The sequence below is a fragment of the Pseudomonas sp. TCU-HL1 genome, from assembly GCF_001708505.1.
Classification (GTDB): Bacteria; Pseudomonadota; Gammaproteobacteria; order Pseudomonadales; family Pseudomonadaceae; genus Metapseudomonas.
On the sequence record NZ_CP015992.1, the window covers coordinates 4575746 to 4601473 of the forward strand.

The window sequence follows — 25728 nt, forward strand, 5'->3', positions numbered from 1 at the left end:
CCTCGTAACTCGATCAAGGGCAATGGCATCCGCCAAAGTAATTGCAGACGATATCGGTCAACTGTGGTGTTTATTTGCATCACGCTAAGGAGAACGCAATGAGCAAACTGGCTGAATTTAAACGCCTGGAAGCCCAGCTGGCAGAACAACTAGCAGCCCTAGACAGCCTCAAGAACGATACGGAACTCAAGCGCGAAATTGAGTTTGAATCCAAACTCAAAGCCCTTCTGAATGAATATGGCCTTGGGCTAAAGGCAGTAATCAATATCCTTGATCCAGGTCGCACGCGCACTCCACTGCCTGCTCAAAAAGGCCAACGGCGCGAGCGCACTGTTAAGGTTTACAAGAATCCACACACCAATGAAGTGGTCGAGACTAAGGGTGGCAACAACAAGATTCTGAACGCTTGGAAAGCCGAGTATGGGGCCGCAGCAGTAAAATCTTGGGTCGAGTGAGGCGGCTTAGGTTCGGTACGAATAGTCGATGTAGGTAGAATCGCCGCCGTGATTAACTGGAGGCCCACATGGCAAGGCGCTATGCCCCCCGATGCGGCCTCGGAATAGATCCAGGATCGGGTTTCCCCGAAAGAGAAGATGGGGCGACCAGGCAGTGATGATCGGCTGATGCTCAACGGCATCCTCTGGCCCCCATGTTCGGGGACAGCTCGGCGCGATCTGCCGGAACGCTTTGGCCCCTGATCGACGATGTAGCGGTGGCTCAATGGCTGATGTGACAACAGCTCGTTTGACCAAATACCTGAGCGTTTACCGGCTCGGCTGAATCAGGAAGGCCTGATCGGCCTGGACTGCTGCCAGATAGACATGGAGATCCCCTGAATGCACGCTCAGGCCGCGCTCCAGCGCCATCTATCGACCCCTAACGAGGGTTCAACATACGGGACTCCCAGAACCCCAGTTGGCTCGGAGCGCCCTCCAGATTGGAAAGGGGAGTCCCAGGCAGTACAGCGCCACGTCGTGATGGCCTCGGCCGCTTTCGTCCTGCAGGGTGAGGTGCTGCACCTTGATCAGGTGTCAGGTCTCGCGCAGATCGTTGACCCGGGCAGCGGGCATCATGATGTCCAGCTGGACTAGGCGGTGATGGTGCTCACCGGACCGATGTGCAGGCGCAACAGCAGGCGACTGCGTCCCCCAACCCGAACCGCACCGGTGGCTGTTGCGCGGAAAATGAAGCAACAATCTTCACGTAGCGACCTTCTGACCAAAAATTGGGATTCTGAGTTCTATGCTTTCGTACTCACCATTTCTTAACTACTTTAACGAGTATCTTCTTGCAATTTAAATTTTCACTCAAATCCGTAGAACGCGTAGCGGTAATGACGATTTCTTCCTCAAAACATAGTAGCCAGATTCAAATTACAAGACATTGATTTTATTGTAAAAATCCAAAACCACCAAAACACCAACCCAAGCGGGCTACCCAGCCAACAAGCCCCTATGTCAAGCATGATGACTTAGCGACTTAATTTCTGAGGGTCGTTCGATGAGGTATTTTTCACCAGGCACCTTGCCTTTTTTCCAGACACCCTCCTCTAATAATATAAATATTTATTAAATAAAAAATATATAATAAAGAATAAGGAAAGGTAGAAGGACAATACTCCGCCCTGCGGGAGCCCCTGCCCCTTCCTGCCGGCTCCTTACGGCCGCCCCCTCCACAAGACTTCACGCGTCGAGTTCGGCCAAGCACCAGGACGTTAAGCGCCCCAGGGAAGTCCACCCGCCCCAGAAGGGCGATATGTACGAGCTTGGCGCCGATGCCGAGTCCTAGTAGGGGCATGGCGTCGTCTGCACAATGGCCAACGGAGCTGATGTCAGGCAGTTCGACTGGCTGCTGCACGGCGAGGGAACGTGGTCAATACCAACGCGTGTTACAGGGGGTGATAACCGCATCCAGCGAGCGGGACATGAGTGATCAGGCAGATTGCGTCGCACCGTTACGCTGAGCAAACGCCAGTTCAGCTACTTGAAGGTTCGCTTCCTAAGCCGTGCTAAGCACGCTGCGCGTTGGGGATTCCGTCACCCTGCCGAACCGCAGGATGGCTCGCCAACCGTTGCCGGCTGACACAGGAAGGGCAATTCCATGAATCCCCAAGCAGAATCCCCTAACAGGGCGGAGCGTGAGGCTATAGCCCCGCCGCCTGGTTCTCGGGCTGTGCTTTTGAAGGAGCTTGGCTACCGGGCGGGGAAAATCGGGACGAGTCAGGCCTAGTTTTCGGCGCGGGTTTTGTCGCGTTCATAGTTCACGCTCAAGGATAAGAAGTGCCTGTACCCTCTGCACCGTGGACTTGGCGCAGGAGCAAACAGTGGCTCCATTCCGGATCGTTGTACCCACGCCATGCACAGCTTAATCCGAGCATGCAGGCTGGCATCAATGGCGCAGTTTTTGTACTTACCGGCTGCCTTTGCCCTCTTGATCCCTTGAAACCTGCGCAGTTGCTCCTCCGCCGTCATACATTGCCCCCTGGGTAAGCGCTGATGCCGACCTCCCGACTGGCTGCATTCCGGATCGATGTACCCACGTCCTTGCGCAGCTTGATACGAGCATGCAGGCAGGCATCAATGGTGCGGCTTTTGTACTTACCTGCTGCTTTTGCCCTCTTGATCCCTTGAAGCCTGCGCAGTTGCTCCTCCGCCGTCATGCATTGCCCCCTGGGTAAGCGCTTGTGCCGACCTCCCGATTGGCTGCCAGCGCACGGTAAACGGTGGCTTGGCCAACACCTACCTGCTCGGCGATCCTGGCTTTGGACACACCTTCGCACGCCAGGCGCAGTATGGCGGCCCGCTTGTCCTCGTGGATGGGCTTGCGCCCCTTGTACTTGCCGGCCTTCTTCGCTTTGGCAATCCCCTCGCGCTGCCGCTCGAGCATCATGGTTCGCTCCCACTCGGCCACACCGCCCAATACGGTCAAAATCAGCTTGCCGGTGGGTGTGCTGGTATCCAGGCCCAGATTGAGGATCCGCACCTCAACCAACTTCAGTTCCAGTCGGCGCAGTATCTGGAGCAAGTCCCCGATCGAACGGGCCAACCGGTCAAGCTTGGTGACAACGAAGGTGTCCCCCTCGCGGGAAAACTCAATCGCCGCATCTAACTGAGCACGATGAGCAACGGATGACACCTGCTCCTTGAATATCTTTTCACAACCGCACAGCTCCAGTTCACGCAGTTGGGCCTCAAAGCCAGCCTCTTGCTCAATGGTTGAGGTGCGGGCATAACCAATATCCATCGTTCTTCTCCCATATACGCTTTAGATGCTGTGATAGCCCACCTCTCAAAAAGCAAAACCTACTTATATGGGAAGTTTAGGCCGGGACTTTCCTGCATTCACATGAGCCAGGCCCATTGAGAAACCGCCCAGGAGAATAGATTAGAAAACCATCACCAAATAATTACCTAAATTGCACTGCAGACACGTTACTTATATACACACCCTCAGCAACACGCCATACAACCCATAACAATTACCTAGACAGTTTTGCGATATCAATCGCCACAGAAACATCCCTTACCACCCCAAACAAATTCGACCAATCAGGCACCCCACCCACACTTTTTATAAATAAAAACTCCCAGACGGACTACAACAGTCCTCCTCACCACTTACCCCCATCAAAAAAAACCATAGGTACTCAGTACAAATCCCTTCAAAACCCAGGAACCTTGGAAATCTCTATAACTAGCCCCCAGCAACCACCAAACTAATAATCACTACACTTAATAAAATCCAAAAATAGTTCCCCATCACAGATTCGAGTCTTTCTTACGCGATGCAGACTTATCTCCCAGCCCCGACCGCATCAACTGGCAAACAAGGAAGCGCGATAGTTAGACCTTCCTATTAGAACCATATCAATCCTTTTTTCACCCGATTCAGGGTCATTGGGGCGTTCTCCTAACTTCTTAGTGAGAATGGAAAAGTGCGGCAAGACAAGTTGACGGGCGGACATCGTCCCCGCCTTGGTTTTACCTACGGCAGAGAGGAGCCGCAGAAGGCTCCAAGTACCGTGCTGATCTGTCGATGCGCGACAACCCTATCCGCTGATGATTCTCGCAACAATGTCGCGAAAACAAATGTTAATAAGAAGACTTTTCATATCCATCGTCCAGGCTGGTGAGCATGGCCAAAAGCAGCCGCGCGCAACGCTGTACCCAGTACCGAGCACGCCCACATGGCACAACGCCATCCACTCTGCAGCCCAGTAACCACGGGGCCTCGCAATTTTTTTCAAGCAGGATTTCAAGGTCTCTGCATACTTAAAGGTAGGGATAGGACGTAGACACGAGAACGCATAACCAATGGAGAAACCTAAATGGGCGTCAAGGAAGAAGCCGCTGCAAAAATGACCTGGTCCCCCAACGAAATCACCTGCAAGGTCATCGAAACCGGAACTCCTAGCTATGACCGCATGACGAACGAGGCGAGGGGCCGTGGCCGTGGCCAGCAGTTCCGCAAGTCCACCCTCCTCTACGACGCCTTGGCCTTAATCTACAACGACACGGCGCTGGGCAATCTGCTGGTGGTAGACCTGCCAAATCGCCCCTCGCCCAGCAATCTGCGCAAAACTATCGAGAATCGCGGGGTCAAGGAGTGCGACTACCGTTTGTTCCGCCCAACGTTCGACGAACATGGCCAGCGTTATCCCTTGAACAAACGTCCGTTGGTCTTGCAACGCATCAGCGACCAAAAAATGCGGACTGTTCAAGAGTTCACTACTCAGGCTGAAGCTATCGCGAAGGAAGCCGCGGAACGGGGCACCTCGAACAACAATTCTCAGCCTGAAAACCAGTGAGTCTCGAAGCGACCCACAGTTATGGAAAAACGATTACTAACAGTCAGCCCTAAGGCCTAATTGTAAGAAATCGTCCACAGAGAGAAGTTAAAGACTCGCATCAACCCACCGGGGACCATTACCCCACCTCACCCCACTACGAACTTAACCCACAGGAGCTTCTGCGCGTCTTATAAATAACAATAATTCTTTACCAACCCCAAAATACCGCCAAAGAACCTCAGGCATACATGCTCCGCATGCCATATCTTTGCGCCCAAAAAATTATCTCACCCATTCCGCTGGCTAGTTGCATAGCTCGCATTCGGCCGACTCATAAATTGCTCCGCTATATGCAAGCGGCGGAAACCAACCTGGTCAAGCCACTGCATCTAACTGAAATTATCCACACACGCCGACATAGTTAACAAATCGAGAAGGATATAATATGTACCACTATTACCAGCGCTCCGAGCATGATGCGTGGACGCCTCTGCACAGCAACAGCGACCAGGACCCGGTGGCACTGGCCAAGGCCGCAGGGGCAAAGAAACTGACCATCCTGGCGCTGAACCAAATGGTCGCCGACGGCGACGACCCTGAGGTGCCGCGTAACCGTGACAAGCTGGGCTACCGGGGGCCGCTGTACTTCGACATCGACTGCAAGGAAGACCTGTCGCAGGCCATCCGCAGCGGCCGGGAACTGGTCGGCAAGCTGACCAAGATGGGTGTGCCGAAGTCCATGATCCAGGTCTACCTGTCGGGCTCCAAGGGCCTGCATGTGCTGGTCCCGGAAAGCCTGTTCACCGGCAGCCGGTTCATGCTGCGCCTGCCGGAAATCTACAAGGAGATGGCCCGCGAATTGTTCGTCATCGGCCTCGACTACGCGGTGTACAGCGGCGGCCGGGGCAACTGCTTCCGCATCGCCAACCTGCAGCGCGCCGATGGCAACTACCGCGTGCCGGTGACCGCCGACGAGCTGGAGACCCTGGACGAGGCGACCTACCGCGAGTGGGTGAAAGGCCCGCGCAACGTGGAGTTCGACGACCCGCAGGGGCTGGTGGCGCATGAGCTACAGGCCATGTTTGAAGAGGCCAAGAAGCGCGTCAACACCAAACGCAAGATCGTGATCATCGCCAGCTCGTCGGACATGGAGAAGATCCGCGAGCCGGTGCCGGCCTGCATCCAGATGCTCTGCGACAACAAGGACATTAAGGGCGACGCCAGCTTCAACCAACAGGCCACCCAGCTCGCCACCTACCTGGTGCGCGCCGAGGTGCCGCAGACCGTGGCCGACAGCCTGGCCTCGCGCTTGGCGAGCAACGGTAAGTCGAGCACGTACAGCACGGCCAAGGCGCGCCGCGACCACATCGAAGCCCAGGTGCGCTACATCGAGCACACCCCCAGCTTCAGCTTTGGCTGCAACCCCATCCGCGCCCTGCTCAGCAAGCGCCCGTGCGACGGCTGCCCGATCTCCGAGGGGGCCAGCGCCGAGGACGGCGACACCGCCCAGTGCGCAGAGGCGCTGGCCGACGGGTACTACGTGAAGGCCGGTGAAGGCCGGCGTCAGCTCTGCAACTACACCCTGGAAGCCGTCGACATGTTCATGGAGACACCCGAGGACGGCACCGCCGAGCGCCGCGTGGCCACCCGCGTGAAGGTGATCAAGGGCGGCGTGGAGCTGGGCCAGGCGGTGATTAAGGAATCCTCGTTCATCAGCCGCTCGGCCTTCGTCCGCGAATTCGAGGGTATGAAAAACCTGATGTTTTGGGGCAACGACGTAGACGTGCAGCGTATCAAAGGCGCGCTTTTCCAAGAGGATCAGGTCATGGGCGAGATTTACCAGGTCTACACCGCCGGGGTTCACCTCGATTTCGTTGGCGACATCCCCGTGTTCACCTATGTCGAGCCGGACATGAGCGTGAACAGCGTCAAGGTGCGCGGCACCCACCAATACCTCGGCACCCTGCAGGCGCGGCCGTACTTCGCGCACTGCACCATGGCCGAGAAGGGTGACCAGGAGGTGGACAATGCACTCTGCCACCTGCTCCAGATCAATCAGCAGCACGAGATCGGGCTGATGGTCGGCTGGTGTGTGGCAGTGCACTTCAAGGCGCATCTGATGCGCCTGTTCAGCCAGTTCCCGATCCTCTCGCTGTGGGGCAGTGCCGGCTCGGGCAAGTCGATGACCGCAGGCCTGATCACCTGGCTGAACGGAACGGACTACATGCAGCTGCACACTGGCGTCAACGCCCCGTCGACCTCGCAATACGGCATGCTCGACTACCTCGCCAGCACCACGACCGTGCCGAGGATCGTCGAGGAATACAACAAGTCGAAGATGACCCGGTCCAGCTTCAAGGACATCGGCGAGCTGATCAAGGCGGCCTGGAACGCCGAAGCCACCCTCAAGGGTCGCCCCAACGCGCGCTCCATGAGCCGGTTCGGCGCCGAGGCCATCGCCATTCCAGCCACCGCCCCGGTGATCGTGATCTCGGAGCAGGAGATCGAGATGCCGGCGATTCAGGAGCGCAGCATTTGCGTCCATCTGACCAAGGCCAAACGTGGCCAACGCCGTCCATATTTCGAGCAGGCCAAGAAGAACCGCGAACACCTGCGGCGCCTGGGTAAGACGCTCATGGCCAGCGCGCTGACTACCTCCCTTGCCGAGGTAGAGAACTTGATGAACGAGGCGTCCAAGTTGCTCCCGGAGGGCATGGATGACCGTCCGCGCTACTCGCTGCAGGTCGTCTTGGTGGGGCTGTGGAAACTGCGCGAAGTCTGCGTGCAGCAGCAATTGCTGGAGACCCTCGCCGTCCTCGAACCGATCATCAAGGTCATTGAGCGCTCTAGCGGTGCCGGCACCGCCTACGTGCAGAGCGAGATCGACCTCGTGATGGAGAAGATCGCGGTGCTTGTGGCGATCTCCCGCGCCGCCGACGAGGCGAAGAACGGCCAGGTTTATCTGCACGAAGGCCTGCAGTACACGATCACTGAGCAGCACCTGATCCTCGACCCGGTCCTGGCCCACGCTGCCTACACCCGCTACTGCGCGCAGGAAGAGCGCAGCGCGCCGGTGATCGACAGCGGCAAGCAATTCCTGAAACTGATCCAGGAGGAACCCTACTTTGAGAAGTGCGAGCCGTATGCCGGTATGGCCGACGGGCGGGAAATGCTCTTCCTGTCGCTGAAGATGCTGAAGGAAAATGGGGTGAACATCAGCCTGCTGGGCTGCGGGAGTGCTGTATGAATCGCCAACTAGCCCCGTAATAGCCCACTCCAACCAAGACCAGTCCCTAGTAAACAATTACCAGTTCATCGTAGGTGTGTAAGGAGAAAAATAATGAATAATGCCAACCCCATCACCCCTATCGCCGTGAGTGTCGAAGAAAGCACTCGTTACTCCGGCCACACCCGCTCCGCGACCTATGAAGCCATTGCCAAGGGGGAACTGATTTCGTTCAAATCTGGAAAGCGCCGTCTCATCCTCGTCAAGGAATTGGAGGCTTGGCTGAACCGCCTCGCAAAAGAAAACGCCCGGTAAATGCCCGGCTGGCCCCAGACATACTGATGGGATGCCCCCTTACTCCGCCCTTCACCAATACCCCTTTGGTGAAGGGTAGCCCTCTTTGTCCCCGCCTTTACGCCCTTCCTGAAACGCAGAGTCCTGCAAAGGCATCAGCCAAACACCGCCTTCTGCCAGTGTTCCTCGCTCACGATCGCAAGTGGCACTCCGGCTTCACGAAGCTCAACGGCTTTCTTGATCTTGGTGCCGTAGGTGCTGTGCAGCCATTGCTCATTGCCGATGGCGCCGACCACCAGGTAGTGGATCTTCTTGCTAACGCCCGCGCCAATCTGGCCGCCGCGATCAATGACCAGCGATTCGCAGTTCTTACGTGGACCGTAGGCCATGACGCCGGTAAACACGAACAGACGACCGTTCCACTGAAGTTCCGGAGCCGGCCTGCAGAGTGGTAGATCAGTGGGCGGGGCGTAGGCATTGTCGCTGGCGCGAGGCACGGAAGTGCTCAAGCCGGCGAAATTGCGCAGGGTGGTCAGCAGTTCGGCTGCTTCCTCTGCATCAAGCACGCCGTCAGCGAGCATGTCGGAAAGGCGGCGGTAGAGAAGGTTGATTACTGGGTCATCAAGCTGTGCAAGATTGCTGGCGATCCAGTTCTCCAGAAACTCGGCCTCTTGCTGGTTAATCCGTCCGTCCGCGGTGATGCCAGCGGCAAGACCGACCAAGGCATCGGCGGAGCGTCTGTCGATGCGGGCTTGATGGAAGAAGCGGCTGTTCTGGAACTCCCCATGCAGATCAACCATTGTTCTCTCCTTCGTCTGCGCTGTTCTGTTGCTCGGCCAGCTTTGCAACGTCGGGCGTGAACGTCACGACCATGCCGGTAGCAGAGCATGTAAGGGTGACTTCAGCTTCTAGGTCGATTTCCAGATCTTGGCCACACAAGCCCTGCCATTGGGCCAGATAGGAGAGCGCGCCGAACTTTTCCTTCTTCTTCAGTTGACGCGCAACACCACCCTTCCAATGTAGGGGCGGCAGTTCTCCAGCTTTGCAGCGCGCGGCCAAGTCAGGATTCTGGGTGGCTAGAGCGCGGCCTGTTTCCCAGCACTTGATCAGGCCACGGTCGGGCCCTTGCCAGGTATCTGCCCAGCCTTGCTTTGGACGGTCAGGTTCCGAGAAGAGATGACGAATGAGGGAGGTGCCTACCATGGTGAACTCCGCTGTCCATGCATTTAGGGCATTCTGCCATCACGCGAAGCCAGTGAACTACAACTGCACCAGACTAAACGCGTCGGTCAAAATCTTGAGCTCCGCTACAGAAGTGATTCCCAGAACATCAGAAGGCGATGGGTGAACGGAAATGCAAGGTGGGCATCCGTTCGACTCAGATCGGCATAAGTGGTGCTAAAGGTAGACATGGGCATTCGGGCCACCCAGTGACACGCAAATTGTTCAACGACTACGGTTTCGAATAGTAGACGCTGGGCAAACACCTGTCGTTAAGCGGGCTTGCCGAAGCAGTCATCTGGGTCGTAACCGTTCGCGCGAAGCAGTATTTAGTGCCGAGAATCCCAAGCAGGGCAGCCTGGCTAGTGCAGTGATGCAGCAGTTCCTTTTGCACCCACCATGCACCCATGGGAAAAGGCTTAACTGACTGCGAGTAGCTGGAGGCCCCTGAATATATGGCGTCCCAGAGTGGGTTCGAACCACCAACCTTCCCCTTAGGAGGGGGATGCTCTATCCAATTGAGCTACTGGGACGTAGCGGGCCCGCCGGAGCCGGCGAGGTCCTGAGGACGGGCGGCATGTTAGCGACGTCCGCGCATTTTGTCATGCCTCGCGGGACAGGTGTCCCGCGAGGCATTTGCCTCAGCGACCGAAGCGCTCTTCGGCGAGGCGGTCGGCCACGGCGGTGGTGGTACGGCCTTCGCTGTCGGCGCGGACGAAAATCTCCCGCAGGGTCTCGCCGATACCTTCGACGTGCTGACGCAGCGCCGCTTCGGTGCCGTTGCTGCGCTCGTACCAGACGTCGATGATGCCACCGGCATTGATGGCGTAGTCCGGCGCGTAGAGGGTGCCTCGACGGCGCAGCTCCTCGGCCAGGCCGGTGTCGGCCAGCTGGTTGTTGGCGGCCCCGGCGATGATGGGGGCGCGCAGGGCTTCCAGGGTCTGCAGGTTGACGATGCCGCCCATGGCACAAGGCGCGAAGACATCCACGTCGAGGCCGTAGATTTCGTTCTGCCCCACCACCTGGGCGCCCAGTTGCTCGGCGGCGCGGCGGGCATTGGCTTCGTGGATGTCGCAGACCCAGAGTTGCGCGCCGGCCTCTTTCAGGTACTGGGCCAGGCTGAGGCCCACCTGGCCAACACCCTGGATGGCCACGCGCAGGCCGGACAGGTCGTCGCGGCCGAGGCGATGCTTAACCGCCACGCGGATGCCGACGAAGGTGCCGTAGGCCGTCGACGGCGAAGGGTTGCCGTCGCGCACGCCACCACCCAGGGCTTCGCGGGTGCCGGCCCCGGCCACGTGCCGGCTGCGCTCGGCCATGATGCGCATTTCGGTGACGCCGGTACCGGAATCAGCGGCGGTGATGTAGCGGCCGCCCAGGCTGTCGACGAAGTCGCCCATGGCCTGGAACAGCGCCTCGCTCTTGTCGCGGTGCGGGTCGCCGATGATCACCGCCTTGCCGCCACCAAGTGGCAGGTTGGCCAGGGCGGATTTGTAGGTCATGCCGCGGGACAGGCGCAGCACGTCGCGCAGGGCCTGTTCGTCGTTCTGGTAGGGCCACATGCGGCAGCCACCCAGGGCCGGACCGAGATTGCTGTTGTGAATGGCGATGATGGCCTTGAGGCCGGTGGCCTTGTCGTGGCCGAAGACCACCTGCTCGTGATGATCGAACTCGACATGGTTGAAGACGGACATGGATGTACCTCGAATCGGTGTTGGCATGTTTCAAGTCGAAGGGGGCCCTCTCCCCCGGCCCCTCTCCCGCAAGCGGGAGAGGGGGGAGGTCTGAGGTCGTAACTGTGTTCAGGCAGCAGGGTCGAACAGGTGCAGCACCTGGATTTCGCTGGCGGTGAGGCGGGCGCGGAGCTGTTTCTCCTGCTCGCGGACCTTGGCCAGGGCGCGTTCCTTCACCGGGCCGTAGCCACGGATCTGCTCCGGCAGTTCGGCGAGGGCGACGGCGGCGGCGTAGTTGCCCGGTTTCAGCTCCTTGATGAGCAGGTCGACCGTGGCCTCGTACTCGGCGATCAGTTGGCGCTCGAGCCTGCGCTCCTCGCTGTAGCCGAAGAGATCGAACGCGGAGCCGCGTAGGAACTTGAAGTTGGCCAGCACGCCAAAGGCCTTGAGCATCCAGGGCCCGAAGCGACGCTTGCGCGGCTCGCCGGTGACCGGATCAGCCTTGGCCAGCCAGGACGGCGCCAGGTGGAACTCCAGGTGGTAGTCGCCCTGGAACTGGGCTTCCAGTTGCTTGCGGAAGGTGGCATCGCTGTAGAGGCGCGCCACTTCGTATTCGTCCTTGTAGGCCAGCAACTTGGCGTAGTAGCGCGCGACGGAACGGGTCAGGGCCTTGTCCTCACCGCTGTCGGCCTTGCGCACACGCTCCACCAGGGCGCGGTAGCGCTCGGCGTAGGCGGCGTTCTGGTAGGCGCGCAAGTGGTCAGCGCGGTACTGGACGATCTCTTCCAGGGTTTCGCAGCGCGGGGCTTCCGCTTCCGCCGGTTTGGCCAGTTTTTCCACGGCGGCCAGGTCGTGGGCAGCACGACGGCCCCAGAGGAAGGCCTGCTGGTTGAGGACGACCGATACACCGTTGAGCTCGATGGCCTTGTCTATGGCTTCAGCGGAGATGGGCACCAGGCCGCGCTGATAGGCGTAGCCGAGCATGAACAGGTTGGTGGCGATGCTGTCGCCCAGCAGGCGGGTGGCCAGGCGGGTGGCGTCGACGAAATGGGTCTTGGCCTCGCCCACCGCTTCCACCAGCGCTTCGCGCATGGCCTGGCCCGGCACCTGGGCGTCGGGATTGCGGGTGAACTCAGCGGTGGCGGCTTCATGGCTGTTGACGACCGCATGGGCGATGCGGTCGTTGAGCTTGGCCAGGGCCTCCTCGCTAGCGGCGACCACCAGGTCACAGCCCAGCAGCAGGTCAGTCTCACCGGCGGCGATGCGCACGGCGTAGATGTCGCCCTGCTTGGCAGCAATTCGGATGTGGGTGACCACCGGGCCGAACTTCTGCGCCAGGCCGGCCTGGTCAAGCACAGTACAGCCCTTGCCTTCGATGTGGGCGGCCATGCCCAGCAGCGCGCCGACGGTGGTCACGCCGCTGCCGCCAACGCCCGGCAGGAGGATGTTCCAGGGGCGGCTCAGGTTCGGCTGACGCGGCTCCGGCAAGGCCACGAAGAGCGCCTTGGCACCCGCGGCTTCCGGCTGGCGCAGGCTGCCACCATGCACGGTGACGAAGCTCGGGCAGAAGCCTTCGACGCAGGAGAAATCTTTGTTGCAGGCGTTCTGGTCGATCTGGCGCTTGCGCCCCAGCTCGGTTTCCAGCGGCAGTACGGAAAGGCAGTTGGACTTGACGCTGCAGTCGCCGCAGCCTTCGCACACGGCCGGGTTGATGAAAGCGCGCTTGGCCGGGTCCACCAGTTTGCCGCGCTTGCGGCGGCGGCGCTTTTCGGTGGCGCAGGTCTGGTCGTAGATCAGCACCGACACGCCCTTGAACTCGCGCAGTTCGCGCTGCACGGCATCCAGTTCGCGGCGATGGTGGAAAGTGACGATGGGCGCGAAGGTGGCGCGGGTCGGGTATTTCTCCGGCTCGTCGGTCACCAGAGCGATGCGCTTCACGCCTTCGGCGAAGACCTGCTGGCTGAGCTGGTCGACGCGCAACTCGCCATCGATGGGCTGGCCGCCGGTCATGGCCACGGCATCGTTGTAGAGAATCTTGTAGGTGATGTTGACCCCGGCGGCGACGGCCGCGCGCAGGGCCAACTGGCCGGAGTGGAAGTAGGTGCCGTCACCCAGGTTCTGGAAGATGTGCGGGGTGTCGGTGAACGGGGCCTGGCCGATCCAGGTGGCGCCCTCCCCGCCCATCTGGGTGAAGGTGTCGGTGTTGCGATCCATCCACTGGGTCATGTAGTGGCAGCCGATGCCGCCCTGGGCGCGGCTGCCTTCGGGCAGCTTGGTGGAGCTGTTGTGCGGGCAGCCGGAGCAGAAGTGCGGGGTGCGCGTGGTGGTGTGCTTGGGTGCGGCCAGGGCCTTTTCCTTGGCGGCGAGGAAGGCCAGGCGGGATTCGATCTGCTCGCTGGAATAGATGGGCGCCAGGCGCTTGGCGATGACGCGGGCGATCATGGCCGGGGTCAACTCGCTGAGGTTGGGCAGCAGGGAGTTGCCTTCCTCGTCGAACTCGCCCACCACGCGCGGGCGCTTATCCACAGGCCAGTTGTAGAGCTGGCCGGTGAGCTGGTCTTCGATGATGCTGCGCTTCTCTTCCACCACCAGGATTTCGTCCAGTCCTTGGGCGAACTCATGCACGGAGATCGGTTCCAGCGGCCAGCTCATGCCCACCTTGAGCACCCGCAGGCCGACCTTGGCGCAGAGTTCGTCATCCAGGCCCAGGTCGTTCAGGGCCTGGCGCACGTCGAGGTAGGACTTGCCGGTGGTGATAATGCCCAGGCGCGGGTTCGGCGAATCCAGGGTGACCTGGTTGAGCTTGTTGGCATGGGCGAACGCGCGGGCGGCGTAGATCTTGTACATGTTCAGGCGCTTTTCCTGCGCCAGGGGCGGGTCCGGCCAGCGGATATGCACGCCGTCTTCCGGCAGAACGAAGTCGTGCGGAATCTTCACCTCGACCCGCAGCGGGTCCACGTCCACCACGGCGGAGGAGTCGACGTTCTCTGCGATGGTTTTCAGCGCCACCCAGCAGCCGCTGTAGCGCGACAGCTCCCAGCCGATGATGCCGTAGTCGAGGATTTCCTGGACGTTGGCCGGGTTCAGCACCGGGATGGAGGCGGCAATAAAGGCATGCTCGCTCTGGTTGGCGATGCTGGAGGATTTGCAACCGTGGTCGTCACCAGCCAGCAGCAGCACACCGCCATGGGCCGAGACACCGGCAGAGTTGCCGTGTTTGAAGACGTCGCCGCAGCGGTCCACGCCCGGGCCCTTGCCGTACCACATGGCGAACACGCCGTCGTAACGGGCGCCGGGGAACAGGCTGGTCTGCTGGCTGCCCCAGCACGCGGTGGCGGCCAGTTCTTCATTGACGCCAGGCTGGAAGTGGACGTCGTTGTCCTTGAGGAAAGACTTGGCCTCCCACAGGCTCTTGTCGAGGTTGCCGAGCGGCGACCCCCGGTAGCCGGAGATGAAGCAGGCGGTGTTCAGGCCGTGGGCCTTGTCCCGTTGCTTCTGCAGCATCGGCAGGCGGGTGAGTGCCTGGGTGCCGGTGAGGTAGAGGTGACCGGTTGCGAGGCGGTATTTGTCATCCAGGCGGATCTCGGCCAGAGACATGCGGGCGCTCCTTTTATTTTTATGGCGACCTCGATGGCAACGGTAGGTGCCATCGTTCGTTCAGTCCGGAGCAGGATCACTGCTTCGGACGCATGCCAAGAATATGACCGGACGGTGCTGATTTTTTCTTTCTATTTTTGGTCTCTGAAGCCAGACTTCCGCATGATCCTTCCAACAAAAACAAAATTTCGGACTGATTCATGCAAAGCCTTCTAAGCCCCATCGACCGCAAGATCCTGCGCCTGCTGCAACATGACGCTGACCTGTCCGCCGCCGAGGTGGCGGAAAAGGTGGAACTCTCGCAATCCCCCTGCTGGCGGCGCATCCACCGAATGCAGGAGGAAGGGCTGATCGAGCGCAAGGTGGCGCTGCTCAATCCGAAGCTGCTGGGGTTTTCGATCACTGTGTTCGTGAACATCAAGCTGTCGGCCCATGGGCGCAACAACCTCACCGAGTTCGAGGAGGCCATCGTCGGCTACCCGGAGGTGTTGGAGTGCTACACCATGGCCGGCGGCTCGGACTACCTGTTGAAAGTGGTGGCCAAGGACATCGCCAGCTACGAGCGCTTCCTGCGCGACCAACTGTTGCAGCGGCCACATGTGCTGGAAGCACACTCGAATATCGCAATGAGCGAGGTCAAACGCACCACGGAGCTGCCGCTGGAGTGAGCCTCAGGCCGAGTCCGGCCAGGCAAGGGAGCGGTGGTCCTCGATGAGTTGCAACAAGCGCTGGCAGGTCTCGGCAATGGAGCCGGAGTTGTCCAGCCGGCAGAGGTCAGGGTTCTCGCCGGCCAACAGGGTGTCGGCGAATCCGGCATTGCGCGCCAGACGGGCTTCGATCTCTTCCGCCGACTCCCGCCCGCGGGCGTGCAGGCGCTGGCGCAGCACTTGGTCATCCACGGTCAGCAACACAGCCAGCAGATGCGGGTAGCGGCGCCGGGCCTCTGGAAGGTAGCCGCGGGAGCCATTCACCAGCACATCGTCGCCCGCAGCCAGCCAGTCGTCGATGACTCGGGGAATGCCATAGGAAAGGCCGTTGGCGAACCAGCTCATGGCGAACTCCCCCTGGGCCTCGCGTTCGGCGAACGCCTCCGCACTGACCGCCTCGGCCAGCTCGCCCCGGGCTTCGGCCGAGCGAGTGATGATTCGGCGCGCGACGCGGCAGCCCTGCCCGCCCCCGGCTCCGCGCACAGCATCGAGCAGGCTGTCCTTGCCCGAGCCGGATGGGCCTATGAGGTAGATCAGCCTGCCGTTCATGTGAGCACCTGGAGGGGTTGGGTCGTGGGCATGGGTCGCAACGAGGAGTCTCAGAGTCTGAGGCGAAAAGTCTGAACCGGTTTTGTGGCAGCGCAAAGGATTCTTTCGTGCAGGGCGTGGTCAGACAACAGCGACTATCATTTGCCGTAATGGCCAGACAGCATCATCGTGCCTTCATTGGACAGGTGAGGCAGTAACGGCTCCGCGACGGTCGGATCGCGGTCAAGGCGGAGGACAGTGCAGCTCCGGCGGGGCACGGCAGAATGCCTGGATAATGTTCAGCCACTCGCAATTCGGACAATTGGTGCTGGCCAAAAGCCGCCATAGCGATCACAATCTGACACCAAATTGACGTCAAGGAAACGTTTTGCTGACCTTAGGGTCATACCGATTCGAATCGCGAAACTGGTGAACAATTGCTGCTAAGAACAGTCAAACCGGTGACAATCTTGCAGCTCATTGCCAGCATCGCTTTCCTGAACTAACCGGTTGAATGTATGCGCCCTATGAAACAGGCTATCTATTCCAGTCGCACGGCTGACAAATTCGTCGTTCGTCTCCCCGAGGGCATGCGCGAACGCATTGCTGTCGTGGCCCGCAACCACCACCGCAGCATGAACTCCGAAATCATCGCCCGCCTCGAGCAGAGCATGCTTCAGGAGGGTGCGCTGGACGAAGGTGTTTCCATGCGCCTGGACAGCCCAGAATTGACCCTGCACGAACGCGAACTGCTGCAGCGCTTCCGCCAACTGTCGCGTCGCCAGCAGAATGCCTTGGTGGCCCTGATCGCCCACGATGCGGAACTGGCGGCCGAGGAATCGTGAGGCCACCCCGCATTGAATGAAGAAGCCGGCAAACGCCGGTTTTTTCTTGCCCGCAGTTTGTGTGTCGAAGCGAGGGAATTGAAAAAGCCGCCCTTGCGAGGCGGCCGCTTCATACGCGCGAGGGTCAGAGCAGGAACAGGGTGGCAAGCCCGAGGAAGATGAAGAAGCCGCCGCTGTCGGTCATGGCAGTGATCATTACGCTGGAGCCCATTGCAGGGTCCCGCCCGATGCGCACCAGGGTCATGGGGATCAACACCCCCATCAACGCTGCCAGCAACAGGTTCAGGGTCATGGCACCCGTCATCACGACACCCAGCGACCAGCTCCCGTACAGGTAGTAGGCGACCAGGCCGATCACCCCACCCCAGACCAGGCCATTGATCAGGGCTACGCCCAATTCCTTGCGCATCAGGCGCGAGGTATTGCCGGTGCCCACCTGATCCAGCGCCATGGCGCGCACGATCATGGTGATGGTCTGGTTACCCGAATTGCCGCCGATGCCAGCAACGATGGGCATCAGCGCGGCCAGGGCCACCAGCTTCTCGATGGAGCCTTCGAACAGGCCGATCACCCGCGAGGCAATGAAGGCAGTGACCAGATTGACTGCCAGCCACGCCCAGCGGTTGCCCACCGATTTCCAGACCGAGGCGAAGATGTCTTCCTCCTCACGCAGACCGGCCATATTGAGGACTTCGGTCTCGCTCTCCTCACGGATCAGGTCGACCATCTCGTCGATGGTCAGACGGCCGATCAGCTTGCCGTTCTTGTCCACCACAGGCGCCGAAACCAGGTCGTAACGCTCGAACGCCTGGGCAGCGTCGTAGGCATCCTCATCCGGATGGAAGCTCACCGGATCGGTCGCCATGACCTCAGCCACCTGCTTGTCCGGATCGTTCACCAACAAACGCTTGATGGGCAGCACACCCTTGAGCACACCGTCGTAGTCGACCACGAAGAGTTTGTCGGTGTGGCCAGGCAGTTCCTTGAGCCGACGCAGGTAGCGCAACACCACTTCCAGGGCCACATCGTCGCGAATGGTGACCATCTCGAAGTCCATCAGCGCGCCGACCTGGTCTTCCTCGTAGGACAGCACGGAGCGAACACGCTCGCGCTGTTGCGCATCGAGGGATTCCATCAGCTCATGGATAACGTCTCTCGGCAGCTCGGGCGCGAGGTCGGCCAACTCGTCGGCGTCCATTTCCTTGGCGGCTGCGAGCAGCTCGTGATCATCCATGTCGGCGATCAGCGATTCCCGAACGGCGTCGGAGACTTCAAGGAGGATGTCGCCGTCGCGCTCGGCCTTGACCAGCTGCCAGACGGTCAGGCGATCGCCCAACGGAAGGGCTTCGAGGATGTGGGCGATGTCAGCCGGGTGCAACTCGTCCAGCTTGCGTTGCAGCTCGACGAGGTTCTGCCGGTGAACGAGGTTTTCAACGAGGTCGCGGTGCTGGCCTTCCTGACGGTGGGTCAGGTCTTCCACCAGCTTGTGGCGATGCAGCAACTCGATTACCTGGGCCAGACGGTCCTGCAGGCTCTCTTGCGGCTTTTTGGCTTCTACTTCAGTCATATAGCGCGCTCCACCCCCAGTGGCAGAGCACGCCAAGAGGGGTCAGACAGTCATTTCGCGATTGTTCAATCGGGATTCTGAGTAACTACTGGGTAATTCCATGATGGTTGTCCGAAGGCCCCGGCGGGGCTGACCGCGCAATGATAACACCGCTGTTCGACTCGGGCGTTACAAAATCATGGAAAGAACAATCGCTTGCATCGCAAAGCTGAGATCGCTTTCACCGTGCTGCGACGACGGCAGCCCGTTGTAGGACACGCCCACGGGCACGAAATCACCCGATACCCTCGAAAGCCCACGCCAAGGAGATGGCACCATGCGACGGCTCTCGATTTTCATCATCAGCACCCTCCCCTATTGCCTCTGGACTCCAGCGCACGCGGCCTCCGTGTATCGCTGCAGCGATGCCGAAGGGGCCATCAGCTTCACCCAGCATGGCTGCCCACCAGGCAGCCAGGTGGAACAACAGCGCACTCGAACACCGAATCTACTGAGCAGCACGCCGATTCCGGATGAAACGTCCGGCCAGTACGTTCCGATTCAGAAATGGGAAGAACCTGAACGAGCACGAGAAATAGTAGTGGTCGGCGAGCAGGACGCCGTATGCGGTAACCAGATTTCAGCGCAGGAACGACGCCTGGCCATCATCCGGAAGCAGATTCGCAGCGGCATGACCCGTGCCGACGTGGAAAGCGCCCTGGGAAAACCGGACCGTATCAGCGGCCGCAATGGCCAGGTTCGGTATCACTATCAACCGAGCAAAAGGACGCGCTATCAGGTGCAGTTCGATGAGGAAGGCTGCGTAAAAGGCGGACGCTGACACAGCACGCCGGAAGGAAGAAGACCTACTGCTCAGCGGCGGGCGCCTTCGCCCAGACAAAGAACAGATGTCCTACTTCTGAGTTTTCTCTGGACAAAAGAAAAGGGCCTGCATTTCTGCAGGCCCTTTCGATATGGCGCACTCAGGAGGATTCGAACCTCCGACCGCCCGGTTCGTAGCCGGGTACTCTATCCAGCTGAGCTATGAGTGCGTGTGGTGTTTTTTAGACCAGATCACCACTGGTTTTCCAAGCGTCCGGACCAAGCCGTACATCTTGAATATGGCGCACTCAGGAGGATTCGAACCTCCGACCGCCCGGTTCGTAGCCGGGTACTCTATCCAGCTGAGCTATGAGTGCGTTGTGGGCGCGCATTATAGGGAACTTTCCGCTTCGGTCAACTGCTTTTTCGAGAAGTTTCAATAACTTATCGATCTAGCGATTGAACCACCCTACAACACGAAATATGGCGGAGAAGGGGGGATTCGAACCCCCGACACCCTTTTGAGGTGTACTCCCTTAGCAGGGGAGCGCCTTCGGCCACTCGGCCACCTCTCCGCAACACGGGGCGCATGATATCCATGTTTTCCCCGTTTGCAAAGCAAAAAATGCAGAAAAATTAGTGGCTTGGTTCTTGGTCTTTCTCTTTCTGTATGCGCTGGTAGATTTCTTCACGGTGCACGGCTACCTCCTTGGGAGCATTCACTCCAATGCGCACCTGATTACCTTTCACGCCTAACACGGTCACAGTGACATCGTCACCCACCATCAGGGTCTCTCCGACCCGGCGAGTCAGAATCAGCATTCCTTTCTCCTTAGGGATTCGTTTCGGGACAACAGTCTGCAAAAAAGAAATGGTTACGGCCCCGACGCGAATTGCCGCCAGAGCTTACACCCAAGTATTGACCAGCCCCGGCAAAAGGAAAGTTCCACCGTAGCGGCCAAAAACGACAAAAGGCGCGGGGTGAGCCGCGCCTTTTGAAATTTGCCTTACTCGCCCTGTCGGGTCGGGGCGTCCAGCTCGAAGGCGGTGTGCAGGGCACGGACCGCCAACTCCAGGTATTTCTCTTCGATGACCACGGAAACCTTGATTTCCGAGGTGGAGATCATCTGGATGTTGATGGTCTCCTTGGCCAGGGCCTCGAACATGCGACTGGCAACGCCAGCGTGGGAGCGCATGCCGACGCCGACGATGGACACCTTGGCGATCTTGGTGTCGCCGATCACTTCGCGAGCGCCGATTTCGCTGGCGGTCTGCTCCAGCACGCGCTGGGCGTTCTGGTAGTCGTTGCGGTGAACGGTAAAGGTGAAGTCGGTGGTGTTATCGTGCGCGACGTTCTGCACGATCATGTCCACTTCGATGTTGGCGGCACTGATCGGGCCCAGAATCTTGAAGGCCACGCCGGGGATGTCCGGCACGCCACGGATGGTCAGCTTGGCTTCGTCGCGGTTGAAGGCGATGCCGGAGATGATCGGCTGTTCCATGGATTCCTCTTCATCAAGGGTAATGAGGGTGCCCGGACCCTCCTGGAAGCTGTGCAGCACGCGCAGCGGGACATTGTATTTGCCGGCGAACTCCACCGAGCGAATCTGCAGCACCTTGGAGCCGAGGCTGGCCATTTCCAGCATCTCTTCAAAGGTGATCTTGTCCAGGCGCTGGGCCTGAGGCACCACGCGCGGATCGGTGGTGTAGACGCCATCTACATCGGTATAGATCTGGCACTCGTCGGCCTTCAGGGCCGCCGCCAGGGCTACGCCGGTAGTGTCGGAACCGCCACGACCGAGGGTGGTGATGTTGCCGTGCTCATCGACGCCCTGGAAACCAGCCACCACGACGACACGCCCGGCCTTGAGGTCGCTACGAATCTTCTGGTCGTCGATCTGCAGGATGCGCGCCTTGTTGTGGGCGCTGTCGGTGAGAATGCGTACCTGGTTGCCGGTGTAGGACACCGCCGGTACGCCGCGCTTGATCAGCGCCATGGCCAGCAGGGCAATGGTCACCTGCTCGCCAGTGGAAACCATGACGTCCAGTTCGCGCGGTACCGGCTGCTCGCTGATCTGTTTGGCCAGATCGATCAGGCGGTTGGTTTCGCCGCTCATCGCGGAAACCACGACGACGATGTCATCGCCGCCTTCGCGGAACTTCTTCACTTTCTCGGCCACCTGCTCGATGCGCTCGACAGTGCCGACCGAGGTCCCCCCAAACTTCTGTACGATCAAAGCCATTTCAAAAGCCGCCTAATCCCGTGAAGGGCGCCCATTAAACAATCAACGCAGAACACTGCCAAGGCCCGCCGGGCGTGGGGCGGGCCATTGGCGGCGGGCCTTAGAGGCCCTGCTCGACGAACGGTACGGCCAGGGCCAGTGCCTGCTCCAGCGCCGCGGCATCGGTACCACCGCCACGGGCCATGTCAGGGCGACCACCGCCCTTGCCGCCTACCGCCGCTGCGGCCTGCTTCATCAGATCGCCGGCTTTGAGTTGGCCGGTCAGGTCCTGGGTGACGCCGGCGACCAGTGTCACCTTGCCCTCCAGCGCACTGCCGAGCAGGATCACCGCGCGGCCGAGCTTGTTCTTCAGTTGGTCGACCAGCGCCAGCAGCGCATCGCCGTCCAGTCCGTCCAGGCGCGCAGCCAGCACCTTCACGCCTTTCACGTCGAGGGCGGAAGAAGCCAGGTCGTCGCCAGCAGCACTGGCCGCCTTGGCCTTGAGTTGCTCCAGCTCTTTCTCGAGCTGGCGGTTGCGCTCCAGCAGGACGGACAGCTTGTCCAGCAGGTTGTCGCGGCTGCCTTTGACCAGGCCCGCGGCTTCCTTGAGTTGTTCTTCGGCGCCGTTCAGGTAGGTCAGCGCAGCCGCGCCGCTCACCGCCTCGATACGACGCACGCCAGCAGCTACACCGCCTTCGCTGGTGATCTTGAACAGGCCGATGTCGCCGGTACGAGCCACGTGGGTACCACCACAGAGTTCGACGGAGAAATCGCCGCCCATGCTCAGTACACGTACCTGCTCGCCGTACTTCTCGCCGAACAGGGCCATGGCGCCCTTGGCCTTGGCGGTGTCGATGTCGGTTTCTTCGGTCTCGACTTCGCTGTTCTTGCGGATCTCGGCGTTGACGATGTCTTCCAGGGCCTTCAGCTGATCGGGCTTGATAGCCTCGAAGTGGCTGAAGTCGAAGCGCAGGCGCTGGCTGTCCACCAGAGAGCCCTTCTGCTGGACATGGTCACCCAGCACTTGGCGCAGAGCGGCGTGCAGCAGGTGCGTGGCGGAGTGGTTGAGTGCGGTAGCCTGACGAACGGTAGCGTCCACCTGGGCGGTGATGACGGCACCGACGCGCAGGGCACCGTGATCGACCACGCCGTGGTGCAGGAATGCGCCACCGGCTTTAGTCGTGTCACGCACATCAAAGCGCAGGCCTTCGGCGGCGACGAAGCCGCAGTCGCCCACCTGGCCGCCGGATTCGGCGTAGAACGGGGTGCGATCCAGGACCAGCACGCCCTCCTCGCCTTCGGCGAGCTGCTCGACAGCCTGGCCGTCCTTGAACAGGGCAATCACCTTGCCTTCGCCAGAGGTGCAGACGTAACCCGTGAAATCGGTATCGGCGTCCACTTTGACCAGGGCGTTGTAGTCCATGCCGAAAGCGCTGGAAGCACGGGCGCGTTCACGCTGGCCTTCCATTTCGCGCTCGAAGCCGGCTTCGTCGATGGTCAGACCGCGTTCGCGGGCGATGTCGCCGGTCAGGTCCACGGGGAAGCCGTAGGTGTCATAGAGCTTGAACAGGGTTTCGCCGGGGATCATCTTGCCCTTCAGGCCGACCAGATCCTGCTCGAGGATCTTCAGGCCCTGCTCCAGGGTCTTGGCGAACTGCTCTTCCTCGGTTTTCAGCACGCGCTCGATGTGTGCCTGCTGTTGCTTAAGCTCGGGGAACGCCTCGCCCATCTCGCCCACCAGTGCGGCGACGATCTGGTGGAAGAAGCTGCCTTTGGCGCCCAGCTTGTTACCATGGCGGCAGGCGCGACGGATGATGCGGCGCAGCACATAGCCACGACCTTCGTTGGACGGCAGCACGCCGTCAGCGATGAGGAAGCTGCAGGAACGGATGTGGTCGGCCACCACTTTCAGCGACGGGGCGTCGTCATTGGCGCAACCGATGGCCTCGGCAGAGGCCTTGAGCAGGCTTTGGAACAGGTCGATCTCGTAGTTCGAGTGCACGTGCTGCAGCACAGCGCTGATGCGCTCCAGGCCCATGCCGGTGTCCACGCTCGGCGCCGGCAGCGGGTGCATCACGCCGTCAGCGGTGCGGTTGAACTGCATGAAGACGTTGTTCCAGATTTCGATGTAACGGTCGCCGTCTTCTTCCGGCGAACCGGGCGGGCCGCCCCAGATTTCGGGACCGTGGTCGAAGAAAATCTCGGTGCAGGGACCGCAGGGGCCGGTATCGCCCATGGCCCAGAAGTTGTCGGAGGCGTACGGGGCACCCTTGTTGTCGCCGATGCGCACCATGCGCTCGTTCGGCACGCCGACTTCCTGGGTCCAGATGTCGTAGGCCTCGTCGTCACTGGCGTAGACGGTGACCCAGAGTTTCTCTTTCGGCAGTTTCAGCCACTTGTCGCCGGTGAGGAATTCCCAGGCGAAATGGATGGCGTCGCGCTTGAAGTAGTCACCGAAACTGAAGTTACCCAGCATTTCGAAGAAGGTGTGGTGGCGCGCGGTGTAGCCGACGTTTTCCAGGTCGTTGTGCTTGCCGCCGGCGCGCACGCATTTCTGGCTGGTGGTCGCACGGGTGTAGGCGCGCTTTTCCAGGCCAAGGAAGCAGTCCTTGAACTGGTTCATCCCCGCGTTGGTGAACAGCAGGGTCGGGTCGTTGCCCGGAATCAGGGAGCTGGAAGCGACACGGGTATGCCCCTTCTCTTCGAAGAAGCTCAGGAAGGCTTCACGGATTTCTGCGCTTTTCATAGGTTCTTCCACGGAAGCTGAGGCCACGACGGTGGGTGCTAATCGTTATCGGCGAAGGACGGCAAGCGGAAACTGGCAAGAAAGCGACAGGTTTCAAGGGAATCCCGGCATTTCCAGCCCGTTTCCAACATTGCGCGCAAAACTCGCAGCCGTCAGGCGACGGGCAGACGAATCACCGGCAAAGGGCCGCATTATATCGGCCCTGCGCCGGCGGGATAGTCTCTTTGTGCGATAGAAGGGGGCTATTTACGCGCGCGTTCCACTCAGGCCTGTCGGAAAGCGGCAAAAGCCTCGATCACGCGGGGAATATCAGTGGCCTGCACGTCCAGGTGAGTCACCAGACGCAGGCGCGCCGCCGGGCTCACGCGGATGCCGCGGCCAGCAAGGAACTCGCCGAGGGGGCGTGCCTGGTCGCCGATCTGCACGTAGACCATGTTGGTCTGCACCGGCTCGACAACATAACCCAACGCTTGCAGCCCGACCCCCAACCGCTCGGCATTGGCGTGATCGTCTGCCAGACGCGCCACCTGATGGTCCAGGGCGTAGAGCCCGGCTGCCGCCAGAATCCCGGCCTGACGCATCCCGCCGCCGACCATCTTGCGCAGGCGTCGAGCCTTGGCGATCAGCGCCGTGCTGCCGCAGAGCACCGACCCCACCGGGGCGCCGAGCCCCTTGGACAGGCATACCGAAACCGAGTCGAAGTGCCGGGTGATCTCGCGGGCGTCCACACCCAGCCTCACCGCCGCGTTGTACAACCGGGCGCCATCCAGGTGCAGGCCCAGGCCGCGACGGCGCGTCAGTTCACGGGCCGCAGCCAGGTAATCCAGCGGCAGCACCTTGCCCTGCATGGTGTTTTCCAGGGCCAGCAGGCAGGTACGTGCAAAGTGGAAATCGTCCTGTTTGATGGCCGCTTCGACCTTGCCCAGGTCAAGGCTGCCGTCAGCCTCGCCTTCGATCGGCTGCGGCTGAATGGAGCCCAGCACCGCGGCACCACCACCCTCGTATTTATAGGTATGCGCCTGCTGGCCGACGATGTACTCGTCGCCACGCTCGCAATGGGCCATCAGGCCAAGGAGGTTGCTCATGGTGCCAGTCGGCACAAAGAGCGCCGCCGCGAAGCCCAGGCGCTCGGCCAGGCTGGCTTCCAGGCAGTTGACGGTCGGGTCTTCGCCATACACATCGTCGCCCAGCTCGGCGCGCTGCATGGCGCCACGCATGCCGGCGGTAGGTTGGGTGACGGTGTCGCTGCGCAGATCGATCGGGCTCATGCCGCGCTCCTTGGATGGGCTAAGAGGCCGATCCTAAAGCCCGGCGCCAGATGGGTACAGGTACAGAAGGGAAGAAAGATCCAGAGCCTGCTCACGATCTCGCGAGCTAGAGTCATGCAAGGCGCAACGACCAACGGGAGTAACAGCCGAAGGCTGGCCCAAAGGGTGAGCGCCAGCGAATCAAAGCAGGCGAGGACGCGGAGTTTACGAGCTGTAAATGAGCATTCCGACCGGGCTGGCGCTC

At 60.4% G+C, this 25728-nt stretch carries 19 protein-coding genes, 4 tRNA genes and 1 pseudogene; 8 read left to right on the plus strand and 16 right to left on the minus strand.

Features of this window, described 5'->3' with window-relative positions; translation table 11 throughout:
• Positions 1 to 98 precede the first annotated feature (98 nt).
• Positions 99 to 455 carry a histone-like nucleoid-structuring protein, MvaT/MvaU family gene (locus tag THL1_RS21050; protein WP_069085049.1) on the plus strand — a complete coding sequence of 119 codons (357 nt, stop codon included), beginning with the start codon at positions 99 to 101 and terminating at the stop codon, positions 453 to 455.
• Positions 456 to 523: 68 nt separating this feature from the next.
• Positions 524 to 821, plus strand: a pseudogene (locus tag THL1_RS30835) (IS5/IS1182 family transposase); the annotation flags it as partial.
• A 1646-nt stretch (positions 822 to 2467) separates the two neighbouring features.
• On the opposite strand, the gene THL1_RS21060 reads toward THL1_RS30835, so the two are convergent.
• Both THL1_RS21060 and THL1_RS21065 read right to left on the minus strand, forming a co-directional pair.
• Complete coding sequence (locus tag THL1_RS21060; RefSeq protein ID WP_069085051.1) at positions 2468 to 2659, minus strand: hypothetical protein; 192 nt, start codon at positions 2657 to 2659, stop codon at positions 2468 to 2470.
• Positions 2656 to 3243, minus strand: coding sequence for a recombinase family protein (locus THL1_RS21065; RefSeq protein ID WP_069085052.1), 588 nt, complete (start codon positions 3241 to 3243; stop codon positions 2656 to 2658). Before THL1_RS21065 ends, THL1_RS21060 begins: the two co-directional genes overlap by 4 nt.
• Before the next feature lie 1084 nt (positions 3244 to 4327).
• Here THL1_RS21065 and THL1_RS21070 point away from each other — a divergent pair.
• The 3 genes from THL1_RS21070 to THL1_RS21080 all read left to right on the plus strand — a co-directional run bounded on the left by THL1_RS21070 (position 4328) and on the right by THL1_RS21080 (position 8330).
• Positions 4328 to 4807 (plus strand): hypothetical protein, encoded by a 480-nt coding sequence (locus THL1_RS21070; protein ID WP_069085053.1) that lies wholly within the window; start codon positions 4328 to 4330, stop codon positions 4805 to 4807.
• Positions 4808 to 5234: 427 nt separating this feature from the next.
• Positions 5235 to 8036, plus strand: a complete 2802-nt coding sequence (locus THL1_RS21075; protein WP_069085054.1) for a hypothetical protein — start codon at positions 5235 to 5237, stop codon at positions 8034 to 8036.
• 93 nt (positions 8037 to 8129) lie between these two features.
• On the plus strand, positions 8130 to 8330 hold the full coding sequence (locus tag THL1_RS21080; protein ID WP_069085055.1) for a helix-turn-helix domain-containing protein: 201 nt from the start codon (positions 8130 to 8132) through the stop codon (positions 8328 to 8330).
• Positions 8331 to 8464: 134 nt separating this feature from the next.
• Here the strand turns inward: THL1_RS21080 and THL1_RS21085 are convergent, their stop codons facing one another.
• The 5 genes from THL1_RS21085 to THL1_RS21105 all read right to left on the minus strand — a co-directional run bounded on the left by THL1_RS21085 (position 8465) and on the right by THL1_RS21105 (position 14800).
• Positions 8465 to 9109 carry a BRCT domain-containing protein gene (locus THL1_RS21085; RefSeq protein WP_069085056.1) on the minus strand — a complete coding sequence of 215 codons (645 nt, stop codon included), beginning with the start codon at positions 9107 to 9109 and terminating at the stop codon, positions 8465 to 8467.
• Positions 9102 to 9512, minus strand: coding sequence for a hypothetical protein (locus THL1_RS21090; RefSeq protein ID WP_237234741.1), 411 nt, complete (start codon positions 9510 to 9512; stop codon positions 9102 to 9104). The genes THL1_RS21085 and THL1_RS21090 overlap by 8 nt, the downstream gene beginning before the upstream one ends.
• 474 nt (positions 9513 to 9986) lie before the next feature.
• A tRNA-Arg gene (locus THL1_RS21095) sits at positions 9987 to 10063 on the minus strand.
• Between the two features lie 108 nt (positions 10064 to 10171).
• The gene (locus tag THL1_RS21100) at positions 10172 to 11224 is read right to left on the minus strand and encodes a Glu/Leu/Phe/Val dehydrogenase dimerization domain-containing protein (RefSeq protein ID WP_069085057.1); all 1053 of its coding nucleotides are present in this window, start codon (positions 11222 to 11224) and stop codon (positions 10172 to 10174) included.
• Positions 11225 to 11332: 108 nt separating this feature from the next.
• Positions 11333 to 14800: an indolepyruvate ferredoxin oxidoreductase family protein gene (locus THL1_RS21105; protein ID WP_069085058.1), complete on the minus strand. Its 3468-nt coding sequence runs from the start codon at positions 14798 to 14800 to the stop codon at positions 11333 to 11335.
• Between the two features lie 200 nt (positions 14801 to 15000).
• On the opposite strand from THL1_RS21105, the gene THL1_RS21110 reads away from it, so the two are divergent.
• A complete protein-coding gene (locus THL1_RS21110) occupies positions 15001 to 15468 on the plus strand; it encodes an Lrp/AsnC family transcriptional regulator (RefSeq protein WP_069085059.1) in 468 nt (155 codons plus the stop codon).
• 3 nt (positions 15469 to 15471) lie between these two features.
• On the opposite strand, the gene phnN is transcribed toward THL1_RS21110, so the two are convergent.
• A complete protein-coding gene (gene phnN, locus THL1_RS21115) occupies positions 15472 to 16056 on the minus strand; it encodes a phosphonate metabolism protein/1,5-bisphosphokinase (PRPP-forming) PhnN (RefSeq protein ID WP_069085060.1) in 585 nt (194 codons plus the stop codon).
• A gap of 497 nt (positions 16057 to 16553) precedes the next feature.
• Here phnN and THL1_RS21120 point away from each other — a divergent pair, with 497 nt between their 5' ends.
• The gene (locus THL1_RS21120) at positions 16554 to 16880 is read left to right on the plus strand and encodes an Arc family DNA-binding protein (RefSeq protein ID WP_041770386.1); all 327 of its coding nucleotides are present in this window, start codon (positions 16554 to 16556) and stop codon (positions 16878 to 16880) included.
• Between the two features lie 124 nt (positions 16881 to 17004).
• Here the strand turns inward: THL1_RS21120 and mgtE are convergent, their stop codons facing one another.
• Positions 17005 to 18447, minus strand: a complete 1443-nt coding sequence (gene mgtE, locus THL1_RS21125) for a magnesium transporter (protein WP_069085061.1) — start codon at positions 18445 to 18447, stop codon at positions 17005 to 17007.
• Positions 18448 to 18763: 316 nt separating this feature from the next.
• On the opposite strand from mgtE, the gene THL1_RS21130 reads away from it, so the two are divergent.
• A complete protein-coding gene (locus tag THL1_RS21130; protein WP_069085062.1) occupies positions 18764 to 19267 on the plus strand; it encodes a DUF4124 domain-containing protein in 504 nt (167 codons plus the stop codon).
• Between the two features lie 134 nt (positions 19268 to 19401).
• Here THL1_RS21130 and THL1_RS21135 read toward each other — a convergent pair.
• The 7 genes from THL1_RS21135 to ltaE form a co-directional block, all read right to left on the minus strand.
• Positions 19402 to 19478 (minus strand) — tRNA-Arg (locus THL1_RS21135).
• A gap of 70 nt (positions 19479 to 19548) precedes the next feature.
• Positions 19549 to 19625 (minus strand) — tRNA-Arg (locus tag THL1_RS21140).
• 107 nt (positions 19626 to 19732) lie between these two features.
• A tRNA-Ser gene (locus THL1_RS21145) sits at positions 19733 to 19823 on the minus strand.
• 61 nt (positions 19824 to 19884) lie between these two features.
• The gene (csrA, locus tag THL1_RS21150; protein ID WP_003283978.1) at positions 19885 to 20070 is read right to left on the minus strand and encodes a carbon storage regulator CsrA; all 186 of its coding nucleotides are present in this window, start codon (positions 20068 to 20070) and stop codon (positions 19885 to 19887) included.
• Between the two features lie 185 nt (positions 20071 to 20255).
• Positions 20256 to 21491 carry an aspartate kinase gene (locus THL1_RS21155; protein ID WP_069085063.1) on the minus strand — a complete coding sequence of 412 codons (1236 nt, stop codon included), beginning with the start codon at positions 21489 to 21491 and terminating at the stop codon, positions 20256 to 20258.
• Positions 21492 to 21591: 100 nt separating this feature from the next.
• Entirely contained in the window at positions 21592 to 24216 is a 2625-nt protein-coding gene (gene alaS / locus THL1_RS21160; RefSeq protein ID WP_069085064.1) for an alanine--tRNA ligase, read from the minus strand.
• 263 nt (positions 24217 to 24479) lie between these two features.
• Complete coding sequence (gene ltaE, locus THL1_RS21165) at positions 24480 to 25484, minus strand: low-specificity L-threonine aldolase (RefSeq protein ID WP_069085065.1); 1005 nt, start codon at positions 25482 to 25484, stop codon at positions 24480 to 24482.
• Positions 25485 to 25728 lie beyond the last annotated feature (244 nt).

Excerpts from the sequence above, each read along its gene's own strand:
- THL1_RS21050 (WP_069085049.1), top strand. The coding sequence starts at position 99 with ATGAGCAAACTGGCTGAATTTAAACGCCTGGAAGCCCAGCTGGCAGAA.
- THL1_RS21060 (WP_069085051.1), bottom strand. The coding sequence starts at position 2,659 with ATGACGGCGGAGGAGCAACTGCGCAGGCTTCAAGGGATCAAGAGGGCA.
- THL1_RS21065 (WP_069085052.1), bottom strand. The coding sequence starts at position 3,243 with ATGGATATTGGTTATGCCCGCACCTCAACCATTGAGCAAGAGGCTGGC.
- THL1_RS21070 (WP_069085053.1), top strand. The coding sequence starts at position 4,328 with ATGGGCGTCAAGGAAGAAGCCGCTGCAAAAATGACCTGGTCCCCCAAC.
- THL1_RS21075 (WP_069085054.1), top strand. The coding sequence starts at position 5,235 with ATGTACCACTATTACCAGCGCTCCGAGCATGATGCGTGGACGCCTCTG.
- THL1_RS21080 (WP_069085055.1), top strand. The coding sequence starts at position 8,130 with ATGAATAATGCCAACCCCATCACCCCTATCGCCGTGAGTGTCGAAGAA.
- THL1_RS21085 (WP_069085056.1), bottom strand. The coding sequence starts at position 9,109 with ATGGTTGATCTGCATGGGGAGTTCCAGAACAGCCGCTTCTTCCATCAA.
- THL1_RS21090 (WP_237234741.1), bottom strand. The coding sequence starts at position 9,512 with ATGGTAGGCACCTCCCTCATTCGTCATCTCTTCTCGGAACCTGACCGT.
- THL1_RS21100 (WP_069085057.1), bottom strand. The coding sequence starts at position 11,224 with ATGTCCGTCTTCAACCATGTCGAGTTCGATCATCACGAGCAGGTGGTC.
- THL1_RS21105 (WP_069085058.1), bottom strand. The coding sequence starts at position 14,800 with ATGTCTCTGGCCGAGATCCGCCTGGATGACAAATACCGCCTCGCAACC.
- THL1_RS21110 (WP_069085059.1), top strand. The coding sequence starts at position 15,001 with ATGCAAAGCCTTCTAAGCCCCATCGACCGCAAGATCCTGCGCCTGCTG.
- phnN (WP_069085060.1), bottom strand. The coding sequence starts at position 16,056 with ATGAACGGCAGGCTGATCTACCTCATAGGCCCATCCGGCTCGGGCAAG.
- THL1_RS21120 (WP_041770386.1), top strand. The coding sequence starts at position 16,554 with ATGCGCCCTATGAAACAGGCTATCTATTCCAGTCGCACGGCTGACAAA.
- mgtE (WP_069085061.1), bottom strand. The coding sequence starts at position 18,447 with ATGACTGAAGTAGAAGCCAAAAAGCCGCAAGAGAGCCTGCAGGACCGT.
- THL1_RS21130 (WP_069085062.1), top strand. The coding sequence starts at position 18,764 with ATGCGACGGCTCTCGATTTTCATCATCAGCACCCTCCCCTATTGCCTC.
- csrA (WP_003283978.1), bottom strand. The coding sequence starts at position 20,070 with ATGCTGATTCTGACTCGCCGGGTCGGAGAGACCCTGATGGTGGGTGAC.
- THL1_RS21155 (WP_069085063.1), bottom strand. The coding sequence starts at position 21,491 with ATGGCTTTGATCGTACAGAAGTTTGGGGGGACCTCGGTCGGCACTGTC.
- alaS (WP_069085064.1), bottom strand. The coding sequence starts at position 24,216 with ATGAAAAGCGCAGAAATCCGTGAAGCCTTCCTGAGCTTCTTCGAAGAG.
- ltaE (WP_069085065.1), bottom strand. The coding sequence starts at position 25,484 with ATGAGCCCGATCGATCTGCGCAGCGACACCGTCACCCAACCTACCGCC.